Origin of the sequence: Anabaena sp. CS-542/02 (assembly GCF_028331085.1) — a bacterium.
GTDB classification, from domain to species: Bacteria; Cyanobacteriota; Cyanobacteriia; order Cyanobacteriales; family Nostocaceae; genus Anabaenopsis; species Anabaenopsis arnoldii.
This window is the reverse complement of the sequence record NZ_JAQMTM010000043.1, coordinates 1-22,468: the sequence shown is the minus strand read 5'-3', so window position 1 is coordinate 22,468 and position 22,468 is coordinate 1. Positions and strand designations below refer to the sequence as shown.

The 22,468-nt window shown below is 43.2% G+C and carries 18 protein-coding genes and 1 pseudogene; 9 read left to right on the top strand and 10 right to left on the bottom strand.

Annotated elements, in window-relative coordinates; genetic code table 11:
• Positions 1-153 precede the first annotated feature (153 nt).
• The 4 genes and pseudogenes from PN447_RS04290 to PN447_RS04275 all read right to left on the bottom strand — a co-directional run.
• Entirely contained in the window at positions 154-2,322 is a 2,169-nt protein-coding gene (locus PN447_RS04290) for a TolC family protein (RefSeq protein ID WP_271761089.1), read from the bottom strand.
• A gap of 98 nt (positions 2,323-2,420) precedes the next feature.
• A complete protein-coding gene (kaiC, locus tag PN447_RS04285) occupies positions 2,421-3,986 on the bottom strand; it encodes a circadian clock protein KaiC (RefSeq protein ID WP_271761087.1) in 1,566 nt (521 codons plus the stop codon).
• A gap of 89 nt (positions 3,987-4,075) precedes the next feature.
• Positions 4,076-4,387, bottom strand: a complete 312-nt coding sequence (gene kaiB, locus PN447_RS04280; RefSeq protein ID WP_271734779.1) for a circadian clock protein KaiB — start codon at positions 4,385-4,387, stop codon at positions 4,076-4,078.
• Positions 4,384-4,770 (bottom strand): annotated as a pseudogene (locus tag PN447_RS04275) (KaiA family protein); the annotation flags it as partial. The gene kaiB and the pseudogene PN447_RS04275, both read right to left, overlap by 4 nt.
• A 542-nt stretch (positions 4,771-5,312) precedes the next feature.
• Here PN447_RS04275 and PN447_RS04270 point away from each other — a divergent pair.
• From PN447_RS04270 to PN447_RS04255, 4 genes are all read left to right on the top strand, one after another.
• On the top strand, positions 5,313-5,468 hold the full coding sequence (locus PN447_RS04270; protein WP_271761083.1) for a hypothetical protein: 156 nt from the start codon (positions 5,313-5,315) through the stop codon (positions 5,466-5,468).
• Positions 5,469-6,067: 599 nt separating this feature from the next.
• Positions 6,068-9,706 carry a hybrid sensor histidine kinase/response regulator gene (locus tag PN447_RS04265; protein WP_271761082.1) on the top strand — a complete coding sequence of 1,213 codons (3,639 nt, stop codon included), beginning with the start codon at positions 6,068-6,070 and terminating at the stop codon, positions 9,704-9,706.
• Between the two features lie 61 nt (positions 9,707-9,767).
• The gene (locus PN447_RS04260) at positions 9,768-10,199 is read left to right on the top strand and encodes a putative toxin-antitoxin system toxin component, PIN family (protein ID WP_271761080.1); all 432 of its coding nucleotides are present in this window, start codon (positions 9,768-9,770) and stop codon (positions 10,197-10,199) included.
• Positions 10,196-10,432, top strand: coding sequence for a hypothetical protein (locus PN447_RS04255; RefSeq protein ID WP_271733984.1), 237 nt, complete (start codon positions 10,196-10,198; stop codon positions 10,430-10,432). Before PN447_RS04260 ends, PN447_RS04255 begins: the two co-directional genes overlap by 4 nt.
• Positions 10,433-10,661: 229 nt before the next feature.
• Here PN447_RS04255 and PN447_RS04250 read toward each other — a convergent pair whose 3' ends face one another.
• The 4 genes from PN447_RS04250 to PN447_RS04235 form a co-directional block, all read right to left on the bottom strand.
• A complete protein-coding gene (locus tag PN447_RS04250) occupies positions 10,662-10,862 on the bottom strand; it encodes a hypothetical protein (RefSeq protein WP_271761079.1) in 201 nt (66 codons plus the stop codon).
• Between the two features lie 96 nt (positions 10,863-10,958).
• Complete coding sequence (locus PN447_RS04245) at positions 10,959-12,020, bottom strand: hypothetical protein (protein WP_271761078.1); 1,062 nt, start codon at positions 12,018-12,020, stop codon at positions 10,959-10,961.
• A gap of 48 nt (positions 12,021-12,068) precedes the next feature.
• Positions 12,069-13,895: an ArnT family glycosyltransferase gene (locus PN447_RS04240; RefSeq protein WP_271761077.1), complete on the bottom strand. Its 1,827-nt coding sequence runs from the start codon at positions 13,893-13,895 to the stop codon at positions 12,069-12,071.
• A 69-nt stretch (positions 13,896-13,964) separates the two neighbouring features.
• The gene (locus tag PN447_RS04235) at positions 13,965-14,558 is read right to left on the bottom strand and encodes a hypothetical protein (RefSeq protein WP_271761076.1); all 594 of its coding nucleotides are present in this window, start codon (positions 14,556-14,558) and stop codon (positions 13,965-13,967) included.
• 106 nt (positions 14,559-14,664) lie between these two features.
• Between PN447_RS04235 and PN447_RS04230 the strand changes: the two genes are divergently transcribed.
• From PN447_RS04230 to PN447_RS04220, 3 genes are read left to right on the top strand one after another with little or no spacing between them, the layout of a single operon-like run.
• Positions 14,665-14,997 (top strand): DUF565 domain-containing protein, encoded by a 333-nt coding sequence (locus PN447_RS04230; protein WP_271761074.1) that lies wholly within the window; start codon positions 14,665-14,667, stop codon positions 14,995-14,997.
• A gap of 2 nt (positions 14,998-14,999) precedes the next feature.
• Entirely contained in the window at positions 15,000-15,971 is a 972-nt protein-coding gene (locus tag PN447_RS04225) for a glycerate kinase (RefSeq protein ID WP_271761072.1), read from the top strand.
• Positions 15,972-16,008: 37 nt separating this feature from the next.
• Entirely contained in the window at positions 16,009-17,721 is a 1,713-nt protein-coding gene (locus PN447_RS04220; RefSeq protein ID WP_271761070.1) for an HAD hydrolase family protein, read from the top strand.
• A gap of 14 nt (positions 17,722-17,735) precedes the next feature.
• Here PN447_RS04220 and PN447_RS04215 read toward each other — a convergent pair whose 3' ends face one another.
• Positions 17,736-19,193 (bottom strand): protein adenylyltransferase SelO, encoded by a 1,458-nt coding sequence (locus PN447_RS04215; protein ID WP_271761068.1) that lies wholly within the window; start codon positions 19,191-19,193, stop codon positions 17,736-17,738.
• An 8-nt stretch (positions 19,194-19,201) separates the two neighbouring features.
• On the opposite strand from PN447_RS04215, the gene PN447_RS04210 reads away from it, so the two are divergent.
• Together PN447_RS04210 and PN447_RS04205 are read left to right on the top strand one after the other, a co-directional pair.
• Positions 19,202-19,324: a hypothetical protein gene (locus PN447_RS04210; RefSeq protein ID WP_271761066.1), complete on the top strand. Its 123-nt coding sequence runs from the start codon at positions 19,202-19,204 to the stop codon at positions 19,322-19,324.
• Positions 19,325-19,412: 88 nt separating this feature from the next.
• The gene (locus PN447_RS04205; protein WP_271761065.1) at positions 19,413-20,609 is read left to right on the top strand and encodes an anhydro-N-acetylmuramic acid kinase; all 1,197 of its coding nucleotides are present in this window, start codon (positions 19,413-19,415) and stop codon (positions 20,607-20,609) included.
• 356 nt (positions 20,610-20,965) lie between these two features.
• On the opposite strand, the gene PN447_RS04200 is transcribed toward PN447_RS04205, so the two are convergent.
• Positions 20,966-22,468 (bottom strand): DUF1156 domain-containing protein (locus tag PN447_RS04200; RefSeq protein ID WP_271761064.1); only part of this gene is annotated, 1,503 nt, incomplete at its 5' end.

Genomic DNA, 22,468 nt, shown 5'->3' with positions numbered 1-22,468 from the left:
TATTTATCTTTACTTTAACTGATTTCCCTTTTCATGTTGTCACCATGGCCACTTAGGAATTTGGTACTATTGCGGGTCAATGATAGCGGAGGAACAGCCCCCAGATTTATTCAGGGGGCAAAAAAGCAATATCCCACAGGTTTTTTAGGGAATTTACTCAGCTAAAGCCCTGCTGGTAACCGCTCGTTGTAACTGAGCCAAAGCGCGATTGTAATCTAAAATAGCTGTAATTCGATTACCTTCTGCTCTTGTTAGGTCGTTTTCGGAGTTAATCACATCAGTTTGAGTACCTACACCGGCTTGGAATCGCAACCGAGCCAAACGCAGAGCCTCTCTAGCCTGTTCTAAAGCAGCATTAGCAGTTTGGACATTTTCTAAACTAGCTCGCTGGGTAGAAAAAGCCTGTTCAACCTGGAAGCGGATTTGGTTGCGCTGTTCACTAAATTGAGTTTCTGCGATCGCCACATTAGTTTTTGCCTGAGCAGCGCTAGCTTTGGCGGCTCCACCATCGTACAAATTCAGGCTAGCCCTAACTCCCACAGAGTAGCCATCAGTAAGACTAACACCATCATCGAATTGATCTAGCAGGTTATAACTAGCAATGAAGCGAACTTGAGGACCTAGGGATGCAAGTGCTTCTCGCTGCTGTTGTTCACTGATGTTACGTTGTGCCAATTGCTGTTGAAGTTCTGGACGATTTTGAAACGCTAACACAATGCTAGTTTCTAAGTCTCGGTTCCACAGACCAGCCAATTGCACAGGATCAGCCGCACTCAGATTTATCGATTGTGGCACACTGAGGCGAGTCGCCAGAATGCGACGAGCAATTTCCTGCTGGGAGCGAGCATTAGTCAGTTCTTGCTGGGAATTAGCCAAGTTAACTTGGGATTGCAAAACATCAAATCGCGTACCCACCCCAGCCCTTTCTAAAGCTTGTGCATCTCGTAAACTGGCCTGGGAATTTTCCACAGCAGATTGGGCGATGCGTACTCGTTCATCTGCTTGTTGCAAATTGTAGTATTCCGTAGCCACATTCAAGCGAATTTCTTCCGATTGGCGCTCTACAGCCAACTCACTGAACTTTAACCGCTCTTCCGCCTGTTTAATGGTAGCTTGCCGTCTCCCAGAGGTAAACAGGTTATAACTCAGTTGGGCTTCTCCTGTGAAATTCGTATTAGCTTCGGGTTCTGATGCTCTTGGATTACCTAGTTGTTGTTGTCTTTTAAACCCTAGCTGATCTCCAGCAGACCGGCCGCGACTGACATCAGCAGTAAGACCCAGATTGGGCAACAAAGCAGCTTGCTCCTGGCGTAGGGCGGCTTGAGCCCGTTCTAGCTCCAATATAGACACCTGTAAATCTCGATTGTTGCGCTTTGCTAGTTCTAAGGCCTGCGCCAAAGTAATGGGCTGATTAGTTTCCAGTCTTACTTCCTCTGGTTTAGTCGGAAATTGCAGGAGATTGGGACTAGGAGTTAGGTAATCAGGAATTTCCACGCTATTAGTAGGGGTAAATTCCACCTTTTCCACCGGTGTGATATTTTCCCCCGTGGTTACAGGTGCAACATACTCAGTTCCTGCTGAGGGAAAAGTTAATATCCCCCCAGTATTGACCGATCCTGAGTTGGTGTTGCTAGCAGATGGATAACTCGCAGCTATCAAGTTCCTAGTTCTTGAGGGAGGGAGACAGCCACTAATAGCTGAACAACCATGTACCCCCAGTAATTTTGTTGCTCTTCCGCCGGTGACCGCAGTCGGTAGAATTGTCGATAAATGAGTTTCCTGTTGTTTACCAGTCGCTGTTGGTTGCTGTAAAGCCGACAGGGTAAAACTGACTGGGTGGGTAGAAGTTCTGGGTGGGATCACATTCGCCACAACAGTTTGATTTAATTTATTCCCTGAAGTCGCGACTTGACTTGGTTGTTGATGGTTTTGAAAATGATGATGCTGCTCTGAGGTTTGGGCAAAATTCCGCCCATGTGTGACACCGACTTTACCTTCATCTTTTTGAGAGGGCTGATTTGCTAGAGGTGTCCCAGTCTTTTTGCTCAAGCTCGCTGGATTATTCTTACTAATTGAAGACTGTAATTGCAGTCTAGTTAACTCAGATTCTGGTACTATATCTGGAAAAATCTCCGCCTGAGTATCAGGCATTTGGGTATTAATATTGTCTCCCCGCCAGGTTTGACTGTCAGGAAAGGTCAAGACCCCAGCAGAAGACACAATTGGTGTACCGCTCACTGTCGTCGCCAAAGCAGTTTGGGTTGTTAATACTGCTGCTGTGACGCCAGGTAAGAAACTATAAAATAAATATTGTCCTTTCACCGCATCCCCTCACACGAAAATCAAGATTAGGGGCAGAAAACCCGTCTTATGAGCCGAATATAGCACGATCCTCAATTTAGGTATGGATTACCACGACTCTAAATTGGGGAGTCGGAGCTCGGTTTGTTGTCAAACCGTTGCACTATGCGAGATAGTTCCGCCTTTTCATCGATACTAACCCGGGTAGGTGCACCACTAATAATTCGTTCGTAGTTACGGAAAGAATCTTTAATTTCCGGACCATCAGCAGTAATATTGTACTCACGGATACCTTTATCGTGCCAGGAACCCCGCATTTTAAATACATTAATCGCCCGTGACATTTCCCCCCGAATTTCTACGTACTGCAACATTAAGATTGTATCAGTAATTGTGGAAATATGGGAGTCGGTAATGGAATGTGATCCCAGAAATTGGTCAGTTGTGTTGGTGAAAAAACCGGTGATTTCTTCTTGTTTCGCATAACCAGTCACACCAATGACAAACTGGCGAAAGGCATTATTACTGACTCCTCTAGCTAGTGCTGATAGGGAGTCAATGGCAATGCGAGATGGCTTAAACATGGCAATTTCTGATTTAATAATTTGCAAGTGGTCTTCTAAACCAGTTGATTCAGGATAAGTACAAATTATTTTCAGTAACCCTTGACGTTCTAAGTCTTCAAAGTCAATACCCCAAGAGTAAGCATTACGAGACAGTTGGGCGCGTGATTCTTCATAAGCAAATAATATTGCTTGTTCACCATTGATGCAGCCATCTTGCAAAAATTTACTGACCAATAAAGTTTTACCAGTTCCGGTAGCTCCCGTTGCCAAAATGATAGAATCTTTAAAGAAACCACCCCCACACATTTTATCTAGGGTCTCGACTCCAGAGGATACTCTGATATTAGAGGAGCGTTGAGTTAAGCGCATGGCTCCCAAGGGAAAAATATTAATTCCTGCATTGGTAATTGTGAAAGGATACTCCCCTTTCATGTGAGTTGTGCCACGCAATTTGAGAATTTCAATTGTGCGGCGCCGCCGTTCTCCTTCTAAAACGTTACGCACAATTACTACATTGTCGGAAACAAATTCTTCTACTCCAAATGAAGCAACAGAACCGTATTCCTCACTACGTTCAGTAGTAATTATAGTTGTGACCTGTAGTTGCTTGAGACGGGCTACAAGACGGAAAATCTCTCGCCGCACTACTCCCATGGCTTCATACTGCTGAAATACGGCTGTGATGGAGTCAATTGATACTCTTTGGGCTTTATATTTGCGAATTGCATATTGCAAACGCTCAATCAGGGCTGAAAGGTCAAAGTTACCTACGATATCTTGACCTTCGGGATCCGGTGAAGCATCCAGAATAAATAACTTACCTTCGTCAATTAGCTGTTGTAAATTCCAACCGAAAATTTCCGCATTTTTAATAATATCACTGGGTGATTCTTCAAAGGTTACAAATACACCCCCTTGATCAAATCGGGTAATACCGTTATAAAGAAATTGCAGTGATAATAAGGTTTTACCTGTGCCAGATGTACCACTAACTAAAGTAGTTCTACCAACGGGTAACCCTCCGTGGCTAATGTCATCAAAGCCCTCTATCATCGTGCGAATCTTTTCTACCCCAGCCAAGGGGGTGTTGTTTGGCGTTGCTTGGTCTTTTTCGCTCATTGCTTACTAGGATATGGGTTTTATACCCGCTTTTTATATTACTAAAATTGGTGATTTGTTAGCAAATTTGTATGACGAACCCTTGTTTATTATTCCCAATATTCTTCGCCCAGTTCTTCATAAAGTAAGTCTAATCCAATCAATACTCTTTCTCTGTCTGATAAGTCACCAATGATTTTGCGCACCGGTGGAGGTAAAATTTTAGATAATGTTGGGGTGGCTAAGATTTTATCTTCTTCGGCTAGCTGGGGGTTCTTTAGGACATCAATTACTTTTAAGGCATATACACCTTGAAATTCTTGCTCTAAAATGTTTTTAAGTATTTTTAAGGCTCGAACTGAGTTGGGTGTGTTGCCAGCTACATAAAGCTTGAGAACATAGGTTTTTTTGGATTGATTCATCTGACAAATTTACTCTCTTTAGAGATTGAACATCTATAATGTTCACACAGGTGAGCGAGGATATCTATTAGTGCTAGGCGATAATCAAGTAATATTTCGTCACTCCTTCCTTCGAGCTTTAGTTGTGTGGAAAAGTCTTCAATTAATTCCATATGAAATTCAAGGATTTGTGGCACAGGAATATTAGCACAAAATACTGCATTGATAAATTTATCGATTTGTTCTTTCAGAGTTTTGTCTGGGGTGAAGTAATTGAGAAGAATATGGCGGTAATCTGATTTTAGTTGTTGTAACAATACCTGCCGATCAACTTGAGTCATCTGCTGAAAGAAGTGCTGTGGTTTGTGCTTCTGACATGGAAATACATCAAAATGTTTATTAGTAAAATTTTTATTAAGATATTGTCACCATCACCTCAGTAGGTAGTAGATTTTAACAGTGGTAGTAGTTCTACTCTGGGGGCGAAGTAGTTAGTCTGTGGTGTCATAGTTCCAAGGCCTCATCTGCCTGCTCAACTCGACTTTAATGGGTAGTTGAGCCGGATGATCTAATTTTTGGCAGTGGAAAAATCAATATGAGTAGTAATATCATCTATATACTGATATATCCGTATACTGATATATAGTCTTGGGAATATCTATGTTAGATGTGAATCACACCTCTAAACTTCTAAGTTTATGTCTAGTTGTGTATTCAAGTGGCGATTTCTCTTTGAGAGAAGGACTCATATCAACATCATATCAACCTGAGGTTGTTCCACCAGATACACTGTAATCAGTGCTGGGGCTTCATAGTTTATTGATGAAGCCTACTAGTTTTTCAATCAAGATACATGAATTAGTTGAGCATAGACTTATGTATATTTCCTCATGTATGGATACAGTTGTTTTACTAGAAGCTCCGTGTCGTGGTTGCTGGGAAATTTATGAACAAAGGCCAGAATCTGGCTGTCTTGGGCGGACATATTGGGGAAATTGATTCCCTTTTACCCTTTGGCGGTGAGACAAGTAGTACTGATGCATTTCCCTGTATGCTTGTAACTCCTGTCACTCCGGTAATGTTAGTGGCCAAGACGGTTTAAGATGACTAACTATGCAAACTAGACTTCCTCAACCCCTGTAAGGATGTTTAATAGTTTGCATAAGGGAGCAGAGAAATGGCGGGAGCATAGCAAGGTATGTCTTGAAAACTGTCCCTGAAAGCCAGTCAATAAAGACTAAATCCCTGGTGAGATGAGGCATTTGTCTATCTCCCCGCCTTGGAGGTGGGGGTTCTGACTCCCTGTAATAGATACTTAAATTAACTCAAAGTATCTTCACATTCTAAATCATTATAATTCCTCAAGGTTTATTAGCGAATCTTTGGCCTCATAATTGTTTTAGTTGTCACTATTGCAGAGGAGTTTCAACACCAGTAAGAAACTGACAAGGATATTCACCGAAAACTAAGATTGTCCAGGGCAACGAACGAGTCAATCCCATAAGTCTTGTCTTTTAACAACCTCGTCGTGAGTACAGGCGAACGGCCTTCCCCCTTGTCTCAATGGCGTTGAAGCTGTAAAAAGAATCCGTGAAATGATTCTTCTGAATATTATTGCTTTGCCGCTCTAATACTTTTTGCCGAAGTGCCGATGCTGAAGCGGCAAGCTTACACAAAGAAGAATGACCCCTAAGGTTCCTTATGTCAATGTTACAGTACCCGCTTTATGACTTTCTCGCAACCGTACCCAGCTGCTTAGAAACAAGTACTCTGGCTATGGTGCTGGAGATTTTTGAGCAAGAGCAGTGCGATCGCTTGGTAGTAGTAAATCAGCAACAATACCCCTTAGGATTGGTGCAGTCTGCCCGCTTAACACAAAAATTATTGGCAGTATGGGGTGGAAATCAAGTTTTGGACTTGCAGCAACCATTGTCAAGGTGGGATCAAGCCATAATCGAGCCTCTCAAGACATTACCAGCAACTTATTGTGTAGAGCAATTAGAGCTGCTTTGGCGTTACCAAAGGAGCCGAAACAACAATAACTTAGATTGGGCACTGATTGATAAAGAAGGCAAATTTCTAGGGCTGCTGAATAGCTCACGAGTGTTAAGAGCATTAACTCAAGAAAAATTGGCTTTTGATTCTAGTAGCAGCCAGTGCTCACCTTCCGGGAAGAGAACGCCTAAAAACACTTCCCCAGATAATGCTAACACCTCCAACAGGATAACCAAAACTCACTGGCGAACCGATAAGTCACCACGGGGGCGAACTACTGGGAGAATCGCTGAATGCCAAGCTGGACTGCCGCGATTGCTACCAGCACTGCGGGATTGCTTACGTGGAGAAGCCATAGCGCGATCGCGGATCAGAAATCAATATCAACCGCCACAAAAATCACTAGTGCAGCTATTAGAAATACTGCCTTGGCCGTTAATGCTGCAAACTGGAACAGGTGAAATAGTAGCGCAAAATCCGGCTTGGTGGGAGCAATTAAAAGTATTGAAAGATCCCGAAGGTATTCGCGAACAAGTTGAAGCAATACTAGCCTCCCAAGAGAGGAAAACGGCTACAGAATACGCTAAAGCTAGCAGATTTTATTCTCGAGGGAATAATCATCCCGGGGAATCTCATTCAACAGAACAGACCTTGATGTCAGCGAATGAACTTCTGCCACAGGGGGGATATTCCCCACCACCCAGACATAGCCTACACGATAGCGTTCGCGGATCATCTGCTAGAGAAGAAGCTCAGAGTAAGCAGTCAACCGCCAGAAAGAGTAAATCCAATCACTGCTTTTTGGATAGCCAGATGGGTACTTGCACCTGTGTTGTGGAAGTGCACAATGGTAGCGAGCGGATTTGGCAGTTTGCCAAAATTATCTTAGATAGTCACAAATCAGAACTTCTTTCCCAAGAACTGAATCTGCCAGAATTGAACTGTAGGCAAACTGAGGCTACTCCCAAGACTCAAGGAAGTAATGACCTATGTTTAGTATTAGCTACTGATGTCACCGAACAGCAGCAGATATATAAAGAACTAGCAGCCAAAAATGCCGACCTGATTCAATTAAATCGATTAAAAGATGAGTTTTTAGCTTGTATTAGTCATGAACTGAAGACTCCCCTAACTGCTGTTTTAGGACTATCAAGGTTACTGGTAGATCAGCAGTTGGGTGAACTCAACGAGCGCCAAGCCCGTTATGCAGGACTAATTCATCAAAGCGGACGACATTTGATGAGTGTAGTTAATGACATTTTAGATTTGACCCGCATGGAAACCGGACAGATGGATTTAGCCCTTGTCCCGGTGAAAATTCGTGCAGTGTGCGATCGCGCCATCACAGAAGCAAAAGCGATTCACACTCAAACCACCAAAGCTAGCGCCGCCCCAACAGCCAATTCCATACCTGAATTAGCCATCTCGATTGAACCAGATTTAGACGAGATAGTAGCGGATGAATTGCGCTTGCGGCAGATGTTAGTACACCTACTTTCCAACGCCTTTAAGTTTACAGAAAACTCCGGGGAAATTGGTTTGCGCGTCAGTCGTTGGGAAGGCTGGATTGCCTTTACTATCTGGGATACAGGTATTGGCATTCCCGAACATCAGCAACATTTAATCTTCCAAAAATTCCAACAACTAGAAAATCCCCTGACTCGCCAATTTGAAGGTACTGGTCTGGGGCTGGTTTTAACCAGGGCTTTAGCTCGTCTTCACGGAGGTGACGTGAGCTTCTTATCTCGTGAAGGCAAAGGTAGCCAATTTACACTACTACTCCCACCTAGTCCCCCCACAACAGGCTTGAGTGAACCAGAGACAGGAATCAAAGAACATAGCCAGATCAAAACTCCTGAAACACAAGAATTGAGCAGCTTTGGAGTGAGGGATCACGCCGTTTCCCCGGGGTTGCGAAGAGAAATGTCAGCACGCCAGCGCGTGGCGACAACTACCCAACATCCACCCGCCAGCTCACAACGGTTAGTGCTAGTAGTGGAAGCAGTAGCTCGATATATCGAAGATTTGACCGATAAGCTGAAAGTTTTAGGTTATCGTGTCGTCATCGCTCGCTCAGGAACAGAAGCAGTAGAAAAAGCCCGCCGCTTGCAACCGAAAGCGATCTTCTTAAACCCCTTATTACCCTTACTGTCAGGTTGGGATGTTCTGACTCTATTGAAATCTGATGCTGCAATTAGGGATATTCCCGTAATAGTCACAGCCACTGGAGCGGAAAAAGAGCAAGTATTTGCCCATGGGGCGGATGGTTTCCTCAACTTACCAGTTCAGCATGAGGCCTTAGTACCACTATTAGAAAACTTGTGTACTCAACCAGCAATGAGAAATTCACAGTTAAATAATCATCAAATCACCCCGATCACAAGTCCACTGAGAATTCTCAGGTTAGTAGAACAGAATTTAGAATCAATTAACCCCCAGCCTTCACTGCGAGAACATCGGGTGATAGAAGTAGATGATTTAGATCAAGCTGAACTCTTGGCACAGGTTTGGCAGTTTGATGTCATTTTACTGGATGTAGAAGGTGCCTTGGCACAAACTTACCTACAAGAGTTAGCTCAACATCCTATATTGGCTAATATTCCACTGGTGACTTGTGATGTGGCGACGACCCTAGCTGCTTCCCAGATACCTGGTTTGTCGGTGTTTCCTTACTTGAGACCATTGTCACAAGAAAAAGAAAACCATGATTATAGCACAGATCCCTTGTTATCTGTGTTACAAATTGCATCTGGTATCTGCTGCCCACCCAGTATCCTGGTGGTAGATTTAACCATGCTGGACTATGGCGTGAGCGTTCAGCCAGACGCTGATCAGGGTGATCAAACAGTCGCAAAATATTCACCAAATAACGACGGTAACCATAGCTTGCATGGTCCAGCCATACGGGGATCTGAGTGGTTTCAAGCTTTAATCCAGTACTTACAAACCGCTGGTTTAAAAGCCTCAATGGGGCGTTGCTCGGCAGAAGTCATACAACAAATTCGCCACCAAAGCGTTGACTTACTGCTGATTTGCTTAGGAGATTCTTCTGTTCCTCAAGAGGTGCTAAAAGAGTTAAAAGCATTAGCCGACTTACCTTTCAATTTGCCGCCAATTTTGATCATTGACCAGCGATTCAGTCACACGCCTACTGATTCTCTAGCTGAAAAACCTTGCAAGAGCTTGGTTGCAGCCGAAAACTTCACGAGTGAATTAGCACAGTTTGTGGTGGGGATAGTATCTCAAAAAGAACACATCGCCCCTGAGATTTTGCCTCGTTCCATATCCATGGAAGATTTATTGGCTGAAATTAATCAAGCCTTGGGTTTAAAAGCAGACCATTAATAATAATCACAAACAAACAGCGAAAAACCAGACACAAGACAGTATGCAACAAAACTAAAAAATGACAATACCTTATCAAATTATACTAGATACCAACGTACTTCTAGCTGGTTTACGCTCTAGTCGTGGCGCATCCTACAAGCTGTTAAGCATACTCAACGATACTCGCTGGCGATTAAATATTTCTACCACATTAATCTTCGAGTACGAAGAAATACTTAAAAGACAAAAAGACAAGTTAACCCTAAACAATCAAGATATTGATAATATTATAGAAGCCCTTTGTGCCATATCTAACCAATGTAATATTTTTTATCTATGGCGACCAATTGCACGCGACCCAGACGATGATTTTTTAATAGACTTAGCGATGGAATGCCAAGCCGACCTTATTATCACTTACAATCAAAAAGATTTACAAGCAGCAGAGAAATTTGGCATTAGAGTATTAACTCCTAAAGAATTCTTACAACAAGTAGGAGAAATATCATGAGTAACTTAAACATACAAATCCCCGAATTCTTATATAAGCAAATTGAAACCTTAGCAGCCAAAGAAAATATGCCTTTAGAACAACTGGTAGCCATTGCACTATCAGCACAAGTTTCTGCATGGATGACCAAAGACTATGTAGAAGAAAAAGCCAAACGCGGTAGTTGGGATAAATTCCAGGAAGTTTTAGCTAAAGTCCCTGACATAGAACCAGAAGACTACGACAAATTATAATACCCAATTTTCAATACCCAATTCCCAATCCCCAATTCCCAATTTCAATTTTGCTTAACGTAACGCTTACCGTTATTTGTTGTTTCAATCCTGACTGAGAAGGGAACTTTCTTCAAGTATTCCTCAAACTCTAAAGCAAAGCGTCTAGCTTTTCTGGCATTACCGAGAATTTGGGTAAGTTCTGTTTCGGTAATAGAGTTATGTTGTTGGAGATGATTTTAGTCTGACTTTAAGGTTGTAAGTCAAATCCTTCATATAATTTTGCTTTTGCTTTGTCTTTAGGTTCACCTTTAGGTGCTTGAATAAGTTTAGCGTCACAAGTATAAATCATAATATTTTCATCCTTACTTTTGGTTCTGTAAGTATCAATTAGTCTTTTCCAATTTAAGATAATAATGTTTTCTTGTTTTTCTTCCTGTAATCCTATCAAGGATTCTATATTTATTTTTGGGTTTGTTTTTTGTATTTATGATCTCGCCGCTTTTGTTCTTTTTCTGTCAATTCGGCTACAAGTGCGCGGGATGTTTTAAGCTGTCGTTGTCGCTGTAGGCGGAAAGATATAAAATGCCGTTGGGTAAGGCGTTGGGGTGCAATGTTTCTTTTCTACAGAAGGGGCGGTGATGATACCTGTGCCGTTTTTATCAAAGCGACAGAGGGCGACTCCCAGGGCGTAGGATATATGGTTGGTGGCTGGGGGTTGTTCGTAGGTTGGTTGATAGGGGGGTAAGGGTGTTCCGGGTTCTCTGTCTACGGCGGTTTGCGCCCAGGTTTGGGCGTAGTTCCAAGCTGAGGGGGCGGGTTGTCGAAATTCTACCGATGTTTCGCGGGCGGCTTCGTGTTCAGTGAAGGCTTCGTCTAGTTGGGTAAAGATTTCGTCTGCTGATTCTATGGGGAATAAAGGAAGGCGTTTAATATCACCAGCTTGAAAATGAACAGTAGGGTTAAGTGAACCTAAAACTATTTGAGCAAAGTGCGAATTTAACAGACAAACAGTTTGTGCGACATTTTTAGGAAACACTGATTGTCCCATAATATCCATAACACTTCGGAATCTATGAACACGACCACTTAAGTTTGCACCAATAGCTGCAACCGCTACTCCTTTTTGAAAATAAAGATGTCTACTGGGTAAGCCGTTACCTACGCCATTAGAACCATAATGGTCAAAAACTACTTGTTTTTCTAAAGTTGAATTTTGCCACAAAATTATATCTGAGAGGGGTTCAAACCATATTTTTCCTGCTGCACCTTTTATATATGGAACCCACTTTTTATCAGAACAAGCAACAAAATTATTTTTACAAAGACCAATAAATAGATGATTGAATTGAATTTCCCAAGGTCGGCGTAAAAATCGAGGGTTATTAGCAGTTTGCATTCCTACTCTGACATCAGTTTCATCCCCTAACTTTGGTGCCTCAGCATAGCGTCTGAGAAATTCATCATTCCACCAATAAATAAGAGGCTTTTCTTTGATAAGATTAAAGCGATCGCTCCAAAATTCAAACCGTCCAACCTGTGCCAAAGAAGTAACGCTCTTTCGTGATGTTCCCCCTACTTCTGCTGGACGCAAGTCCAGTAAAAGCAAGGAACGTCAGTAATGCACCGAATCCCCCGCCTAAAGGCGTGGGGAGTGTCAAAAAGAAACTCGAATTAACTGATACCTTTGTCTAGTGCCTAAAATATCGTAAGTACCGGGTTGCAAGTCCATTTTTTCAAGGTCTTGCTGTGAGGCTATCACAAGCATTGAAGGCTGTTTTGCTGGCTGAGAAGTTCGATTTTGAATATACTCTACAGCATCTTTTGGCTGATAAATATAATTTACAGGCTTTTGGGTGTAAAATACTACGCTTGGTTTTTTGAAGCCCACCATAACTAATTCCTCATCTGATAGCTTGGGTAACCCAGCCATAGACATATGTTCTGGTGCCAGTACCAGAGCTGATAATTCCCGTAAAGGTTGCTGACGCTGTTGATCCATCAAGAATAAGGCTGGCATTAAGACAATGATCAAGGTGGCTGTAAAAATCAGTAAATTTGCGCTAATAATACTGTGCCAACGGCGACTGATAATTAAAGCGCCAATCAGGAGCGCCCCCAAAAACCAAATTATTCCCCCTAGTGTTGGTAAACCTGCCTTTTGAATCAGTAGGAGGAAGCCGGGCGCAACTGAATTATGATCCATTAAATGAGCAATCTGAAACAGTGCCACTCCCAATACTGTGCCTAAAATCACATTAGTCCAAGCACTGATTTTGATAAAAGAAGAGGCGCAGGGGATATCTGACTTATTTTCGGGGAAAAAATCACTCCATAATAATGCTATTAAAATAGCTACGGCGGGCATTAAAGGCAATACATAACTGGGAAGTTTAGTGACAGCAATATTAAAAAACCCAAAGATAGCAATAAACCAGATACAGGCAAATAAACCCAATTGTTGAGAGCGTTCTTGGCAATTCCTCCAGTGCGATCGCTGCCAAAATCTCGTTCTAGCCATTGCTGCGGGTAAATACACTGAGTAGGGCGCAAATCCGAGTAATACTACTAAGAAGTAGAAATACCAAGGAGCGGAGTGACCATTAACTACCTCTGTAAAACGTTCTACATTGTGATAGCCAAAAAAGGAATTGATGTAATTCCAACCATTACGCCAGCTGACCAAGAGATACCAGGGGGCTGATAAACCGAAAATAATTAGCACCCCCGTGAAGATACGCATTTCTTTTAAGACTTTGCGGATGTTGCCGACATAGATAATAAATGCGCCGATAATGAGTATGGGTAAAACAATTCCTACAGGACCTTTACTCAAAATCGCCCCAGCAATTAAGACGTAACAAGCCAAATACCACGAGTTGGGGAATAGAGATAAAGGGAATTGTGCCTGTTGTTGTTCCTGACTAGCATACCCTAGAAAAAAACATAATAACGCTGATGCCATGCACCCAGTCAGCATCATATCTGAGACGCCAGTTCTCCCCCAGACAATCATCTCAGGACTGAGTGCTAGCATGGCGGCTGCAAGCATTGCTGTGAAGTTGCGCCGAGTTGGCTGTGAAACCTGCTCTAATTGGTCTTTTTGGGAGAAATACCAGTGTACAGTGTAAAAAGTTAAACCGATGACTCCTACGGCGGCCATGGCTGAAGGTAGCCGCACTGACCACTCATTTACCCCGATAATTATATAGGCGATCGCTTGACACCAGTAAATTAAAGCTGGTTTATCAAAACGAGTTTCGCCGTTAAAAATGGGGGTAATCCAATCACCTGTAACCAACATTTGACGGGAAGCTTCAGCAAACAGTGGCTCTGTTTCATCAATCAAGCCCACACTCCCCAAATTCCACCCATAAGCCAGCCCAGCAATCAAAATTAGTATAGTCACAGCCAAAACTGGACTTTTGAGTATATTTTTGTACCAGTTGTTCACAGTATTCGGAATAGTCAGTTTTATCCTCATTATTTATTAGTCACAAGTACTTATATTTTGTTCTGGGTCAGACCCTGGGGAATAGGAAATTAATTGCCCTCAAGGAGTCAGTACCAATAACCATTCTCGATTTTCGGTGTTCCATTGCGGCCAAGAGGTTTCCCCAACTACATAGGGTCCCCAGTAACGCCGAGAACCGTCTTGTGCAAAGGCAACTATAACATCTCCGTTTTCCAACTTGAGATTCCCATTAGGTAAGGACAGAATCAACCCCTGTTCACTACCTTCTTGGGGATCAAAATCCCAATGAGCTGGAACAATGGAGGTGGTCACCTGTGGCTGTCGCGCCAGTAAAGCCAGGCGCACAGGCTGATTTGTTTGATTGCTCATGCGTAAACTGCCTTGATGGTTGGTATTAGCAGTTGAGCCTTGGCCATCTGCCAAGATGTGAGTATTGTTGAGTCCGATTTTATTGGCTTGGGTAGTTTCCGAACCCATGGTAGTAGAAGTGACTGTTTGATTTAGGACGGGTGAGACTGAAATTGCATCCGGCTCTAGGATGTCAGAAGCAGGTAGATTCATATGGTCAGTTGACTCAAAGGACACACTGATTTCCCAGCATCCCACCATGAATCCCAGCAGACCCAGGGTACAAATTGTAATAGCAGCGTTACGATATGCTGTCAATTTCATGTTGATAATGGTTAGTAATAATATTTTGTTTAGACTTTACCAAATACTAGCCTATTCTCTGAAGCGGTAAAATGTAACTGTTTGGCACCCACTCCCCTGGTTATTAATGCAAAACACTCGTTTAACTAATTTATTCGATACCGTTGCTGGGCGTTTGGGGCAATGGTTCTTAAATCCTTGGCGACGTTTATCCTTACTATTGATTAACTTCTTTTTTGGTTTTTTCCTGGGAACAGCAATTTCTACTATAGCTGGACAAAGAGGTGCCTTAGATATTGTGATCGCTGGTATTCTTGTGGTACTCACAGAGGTGACTAGCAGAATATTTTATAGTCGCAGGTTTTTGGCGAAACCCTCGCTCTTGGTAGAATCACTCAACGTTCTCAAGGTCGGTTTTATATATAGTATGTTTGTCGAGTCCTTTAAACTGGGTTCCTAATCATGGATTTTTGGGAAACTGAAGTAAATCCCACAAAAGCAGGTTTACTCAACTCTGTGCTACCAACTTTTCACCAATTCTGCCAAACCCACCTGAATCAGCCACCAGAAACAATGTTAGCTCTGTTGTGGGACTTATGGCTGCCATTGAGTATAAAATTAGCTTCCCATCGCCAAGCCTTGGGAAGACCCCTAATTCAGGGAATTTTAGGGGGACAAGGTACCGGTAAAACCACAATGTGTCAGGTACTGTGTAAGCTTCTCCAGGAGTTGGGATATCGGACTGTGAGTTTATCGTTAGATGACTTATATAAAACTTACGGCGATCGCCTAATTTTAACTCAGCAAGACCCCCGGTTGATTTGGCGGGGTCCACCGGGAACCCATGATCTAGATTTAGGCTTAAAAGTCCTAGATCAAATTCGTCAGGGCGCAACTCCGGTGAGTATTCCCCGCTTTGATAAATCGGCATACAATGGTGCTGGCGATCGCACTACCCCAGAAATCATGGAAAATATTGATATTGTTCTGTTTGAAGGTTGGTTTGTGGGGGTACAGCCAATTAATCCAGATGTATTTAATCATGCACCGCCACCCATTGTGACACAGGAGGATCGAGTATTTGCTCGTGACATGAATCAGCGACTGAGTGATTATCTACCACTGTGGGAACGATTAGATAGTTTAATTGTACTATATCCCACTGATTACCGTTATTCCCTGACTTGGCGACAACAAGCAGAACAACAAATGATCGCTACTGGCAAATCGGGGATGTCAGATGCACAGATTCAAGAATTTGTCAAATATTTTTGGCTATCGCTGCACCCGGAATTATTCATCACGCCGTTGGTGGAATCGTCTGCAGGAGTTGACTTAGTAATTGCCATTAATTCTGATCACAGCGTTGGGGGAGTCTATCCCCAGTCAAAGCACAGTGCAGTATCTCTAAAGCCGGATAAAAAAGCGGTATAGGCTGTGTATCTTAAGATCAGATATACTAGTTCTGTCTATGCGTTACTTTGTATTAGCTACAGACTACGATGGTACAATAGCTGCTGATGGTCGTGTACATAACGACACCTTAACAGCACTAAAACGTCTGCGGAGTTCCGGTCGCAAACTGATTTTAGTCACAGGTAGGCAGTTAGATGATTTGCTGCAAGTTTTTCAGCCTGTGGATGTGTTTGACTATGTGGTGGCAGAAAATGGCGCTGTGCTATATTCTCCCGCTTCTCGTCAGTCCAAGTTATTAGCCTTGCAGCCGCCGATACAGTTTATTGAAGCATTACGCGATCGCCAAGTTAGCCCACTCTCAGTGGGTGAAGTTATTGTCGCTACTTGGCATCCCCATGAAACCACAGTCTTAAAAACCATCCGTGATTTAGGACTAGAATTACAAGTCATCTTTAACAAAGGTGCGGTCATGGTGCTACCTTCAGGGATTAACAAAGCAACTGGACTCATGGCGGCTTTGACTGAAATGAAGTTTTCGCCCCACAACGTTGTGGGAGTAGGAGACGCAGAAAACGACCACGCCTTTCTTCACCTGTGTGAATGTTCTGTAGCCGTTGCGAATGCTTTACCGGTGCTCATGGAAAGTGTGGATTTCGTCACCAATGATCCCCGGGGAGACGGGGTGATTGAACTGATTGATTTGTTGCTGACTTCCGATTTATCCGCCATAGATCAGCAGTTACAGCGACACAAAATTCTGTTGGGTACGAAAGAAAATGGTACTGAACTCAGTATACATCCTTACGGCTCCAGCATTTTACTAGCTGGCACATCTGGGGGCGGTAAATCTACTCTAGCCTCAGCATTGCTCGAACGCATCGCCGAACAAGGTTACCAATTTTGCATTATTGACCCAGAAGGCGACTATGAAAACTTTGCCAATGGGGTGGTTGTGGGTGATGCTGAAGCTTCACCTAGACTAGCAGAAGTGATGGATTTACTAGAAAAACCGAATGAAAACGTTGTAGTTAACTTATTGGGTATTGCTTTACAAGACCGCCCCGGATTTTTTGCCGAATTTCTACCATCCTTATTAGAATTGCGATCACGAACTGGTCGCCCTCATTGGATAGTCATTGATGAGGCACATCATCTGATACCTTCATCCTGGAATCTGGCCACACTAGCATTACCCCAACAACTCAAAGGGATCATGCTGATTACAGTTCATCCAGATCAAGTAGCACCCGCTGGCTTGTCCTTAGTAGATACTATCCTCACCATTGGCAAGTCCCCAGAACAGAACATCCGAGCATTTTGCCAAACCATGGGTTATGCTGTACCAAAGCTCACACCTCAAACCCTGAAAACCGGGGAAGCATTAGCTTGGTTTTGTGAACAAGAAATCCCCCCATTTCGTTTTCGCATCGCTCCTGGGCGTATTGAGAAACTGCGCCACATACGTAAATATGCTGAAGGTGAACTAGGTAAAGACAGAAGTTTTTACTTTCGTGGTCGGGAGAAAAAGTTAAATCTCCGCGCTCACAATCTCACTTTATTTATCCAGATGGCTGAGGGTGTGGACGATGAAACTTGGTTGTATCATCTCCACAAGGGAGATTATTCCCAGTGGTTCCGGGAAGCCATTAAGGATGACATTTTGGCAGAGTCAGCTGAAACAGTGGAGCAAGAAACTCATATATCAGCTAGTCAAAGCCTGAATGCCATCAAAACAGCTATTGAACAGCGGTACACTCTTCCTAGTTGAGTGGTGTTAATTTACTAAGCTTTTGATTGGATTTTTTGCACCAAATCATTAAACGGGTGCCAATTATTTTCTTGGGCGATCGGTTCCCAAACTGATTCAATCACTGGTCTTAATAAAGCCGTCTGGGGATTATTCTCACCCAGGGTTTGAGCAATTATATGCATCCGCTCTACATCCAAAGAATTGAGAATTTTATGATACAGTAAGCACCAGTTCTCAAATATCTGTGATGCACCTGATGTCGGGATAATATCCGCACCGTTCATGACCATATGGGGATCATCTCGCCATTTAGCAGTAAAAGTCCGGGCCATTTCATAGAAAAACCGGTGATAACCAACTTGGCTATCTTGTAAGAATTGAATTGTTAAATTTAACAGTTCATTTGCTGCTGACAAATCTAACTCCTCAAAACCCAACTTTTTCAACATTAACGAGCGGTATTCATCTTGATAATACTTATTGAACTTTCCTAAGGCTGAATCCATTTCTGTTTTGTCAATGATTGCTTGTAATGGTTCCTGAAGCATTTCTAAATTCAATTGACAAATACTGGGTTGATGGCTATAACAGTAACGTCTATAGTAGTCGAAATAAGCGGCTGTAAAGTATGGGTCATAAGTAGGAATGAAAGCATAAGGGCCATAGTCAAAGCTTTCTCCTGTAATTGACATATTGTCAGTATTGAGGACTGCATGACAAAAACCAGCCGCCATCCACTGGGCTACTAGTTGCGCCACCCGTTTCACTAGTTCGGCATAAAATAAAACATATTGATTGGGTTCGGGCTGTAAATGGGGGTAATAATACTGAATTACATGGTCTAAAAGTTTTTGAGTTAAATCTGGTCGTTGGAAATAATGCAAACGTTCAAAAGTACCAAACCGGATATGGGAACTGTTTACCCTGACCATGACAGATGACCTTGTAGGTGAAGGTTCATCACCCCGCCACAGAGATAACCCGGTTTCAATCATGGTCAAACAGCGAGATGTACGTACTCCTAATTGGTGTAATGCTTCTGCTGCTAAAACTTCTCGGACTCCGCCCTTAAGTGTCAGCATTCCATCACCGCCACGAGAGTAGGGTGTTTTACCGGAACCTTTAGTACCAAAGTCGTATAACTGGCCATCAGTTCCGCGGACTTGTCCATAGAGAAAGCCTCTACCGTCACCCAAATCAGGGTTATATGTACCAAACTGATAACCGTGGTAACGTAATGCTAATAATGGTCGGCGTTGCTGGAATTTACCAAAGGCGTTAATAAAATTCTCGTCTGTAACGGCGTGGGGATCTAGCCCCAAAAGCGGTAAGAGTGAATCATTGCGCCAGCGTAAAATATGTTGGGGAAAATCAGCTGCTATTACCTCGTCGTAGTAGTCATCACCCAAAGATTCTAATGCTGGTTCGTAGTTGAGGGTGAGAAAAGGATTATGAGAATTTTCCTTATTGGGAGTTTCAGCTAGATTCATCGGGAGAAATGCTAATTGATTCTACCTTTTATCCTACCGCAGTGAATGTGAACTGTATTACCACCAACATCGCTACCCAGAAACATCAAAAAATAGCTGGCTTTGAATTTAACCTTTACGCCTTTGCGTAAAACTCAATTCATATTTTCACTGAGCAAAGCCCAGAAAAAGTAGTATAAATTAAGTGTTAACTTCCTATCGATCAAAGAATCTTTGCCAATGCATCCCACTAAAACAGTTACTGTGCCTACTCGCGTGATCGGTTTAATTAGCGGTACTTCCGTAGATGGTATAGATGCTGTATTGGTGGAGATTTCTGGTAGTGATTTAGATTTGCAGGTTGGTTTAATCGCTGGGGAAACATATCCCTATCCGGCTGAATTAAGAGAAAAAATATTAGCAGTGGGCGCTGGTGTTGCCATTTCTATGGCAGAATTAGCAGAAATAGACGATGCGATCGCCTGTGCTTTTGCCCAAGCTGCTCAAGATATCCAAATCGGTCACCAACCAGCTACTTTAATTGGTTCCCATGGTCAAACTGTTTACCATCGACCCGCACACACAGACGCACTTAATACTACATTAGGTTACAGTCTGCAATTAGGCCGAGGTGCTTTGATTGCCCATCTCACAGGAATTACCACTGTGAGTAACTTTCGGATCGCGGATATTAATATTGGTGGTCATGGTGCGCCCCTTGTACCGAGAGTTGATGCTTTTTTACTCGGTGATTCAGTGGGGGGACGTTGCATTCAAAATATTGGTGGAATTGGTAATGTCACTTACCTTCCCCCTCGTGGTGATGATTGGCTGTCGCAAATTCGCGCCTGGGATACTGGCCCGGGAAATAGTTTGTTGGATTTGGCAGTAGAATATTTAACTGATGGTGGTCAGTCCTATGATGAAAATGGCAATTGGGCTGCTAGTGGTGTTCCTTGCTACTCATTGGTAGAACAATGGTTAGAGCAAGATTACTTTCATCTACCCCCACCCAAGTCTACGGGGCGCGAGTTGTTTGGTGTAGCTTACTTACACCAATGTTTGAAAGATGCTGAACCCTACCAACTCAATCCAGCTGATTTACTGGCGACACTCACAGAACTTACTGTTGGGTCTATTGCTCACAGTTATCGGAGTTTTTTACCCCAAATGCCCCAGCAGGTATTATTATGTGGTGGGGGTAGTCGCAATCTGTATTTAAAACACAGGTTACAGTTATTATTGCCATCCCTGTCGGTTTTGACTACGGATGAGGTGGGCTTGAATGCTGATTTTAAAGAAGCGATCGCTTTTGCTGTTTTAGCCTACTGGCGACAGTTGGGGCTTCCTGGTAACTTACCATCAGCCACCGGTGCACCCGGCGAAATACTTTTGGGAGAAATTCATCTTAGAGCATGTGGGAAAAGTTATGATTAATGTATCAAATATTGTTTTACCCCTCCCTTGGTAACGGGGAATTAAGGCGGGTAAAAATGTGATGAAAATTACCTGTTGAAAAGTTATCAAACAATCTCTTAGACAATAAATTACATATCTTAATATTATCAATCTTGTGGTGTGGGCATCTGGGAGCGCCCGGGTATCTGTGGGGCGATCGACTGAAGCCGATGTATGTAGCAACCAGGGGTTTAAACCCCCGTTTGAAAGCTGAAGTCGGATGAATCCGACTAGGAAATCATGTATCTAGTATAGCTCGCCGACTTCTCACAGTATGTCAGTCCTCTTATATAATTTATCTAGAAGTCGGGGATCTGAGGATCTGTATCAGGTAGTTAAAACAATTCTCCCTGTAGAGTGTCCGGTCGGCTTTGAGCTGCTAGGCGACAAATTTCCCCCCAGGAAATTACCAGACTGTTGTAAGCAGTGGCCTCCTGTCTCCAGCCTTTTTTGTCGCAAATGTTATATAACCGATAGGTTAAATCTCGTAATATTTCCCACTCACCCTTATACTCAGATAATACCGCCCCAGCGCCGGTTTCTCCTTTTTTATCCAAAGTGTAGATCAGATGTTGGGTCATCAACCAATTACACCCCATGGGGTTGCAATTGGCGGGTAACTCTCCCCGGCGCAATAGTCGCACCTTTCCACCTTCAGCAGACAGAATACCCCCATTCACCAAACCTTCAACACTGATATTTTTGGCTTTAGAGAGGGTTTCCGCCTCCCCGTAGAGTCCCTCATTAAATTGATGTTGTTCAAACCAAGTCAAAGCCCAACGGGTCTCCAGGTCAAATTCTCCCTCCTGTTCTGTGAGGTATTCATCCAACATTTGATTAATGAATTGCAGGGCGGTACGTACCCTCATAGCAGAACCGTCAGCGTCTAAAACTTTAGTGTAACGGGAGAAAATACCCATACCTGGACCAATGCTAGCTTGGGCTAAATCCACCGGTGCGATATTATCTTGTTGCAGTTTTTCCAGTGCTGCGGGGAGTTCCCGCTTGAGTTGTTGCAGAAATTGGCGACGGGTGACCGAGGGGGCGGTTTCTGGACGGGGACGACAGACAAGGACGATGGAAGAGGCCAGGGCGTTGGTTCCAATACCTACGCTGCGGTTACTTAATTCTGTTCGCATTGGCCAAGTACCCACAATAGTAAAACCAGCTTGGATTAAACCCTCTAGCATGGTTTCCCACCCAGTGGAAGCGGTGACACTTTCGTTATTTTGACTGGTTTCTGTTTCTGACTGTTTAAAGGCGTAATAAATAGTAACTGGATATTCAGAATTGGCGGTTTCTCGCATTCTCCTAAAAGCTGCACCTAAACCAGTTTCAAAAAATTCTTTAGCTTGTTGTTTATCGCCACCAAATCGGTAGGGGGTGGCGACTAGTTCTTCTGTTTTGGGTACTAGTAAGGTACTGCAAATTTGTGGGTAAAGTTTGCCAATGGAACGGCGCAGCCAGACATAAAAGAAGTCTGCTAAGTCTGCATAGCCAATGTTATCGTAGTATGGGGGGTCTGTGGAGATAACCGGAGAGTTTAAATGTAATTTTTGGGCTGCATTATGTTGTTTAACTAAGCCGGGGGTGTCGGTATTTCTTAATTCTATGACTGCTGATATCCAATCAACAGCACCGGCAAAGTTACCTGTAGAATCACTTAAGGGGTTAGCTTCCACAAAGTCCCAGGTCATGGGAATAGCTTGACGGGCGAATGTATTTCGGATCGTATCACGCCCTGAATGCCAACTACATATACTAGAACAATAATCCGTTGATTTATCAACTGCAAACCCTAAATAAGTCGCCACAGCATCGGCGTAAGCTGTCGCACC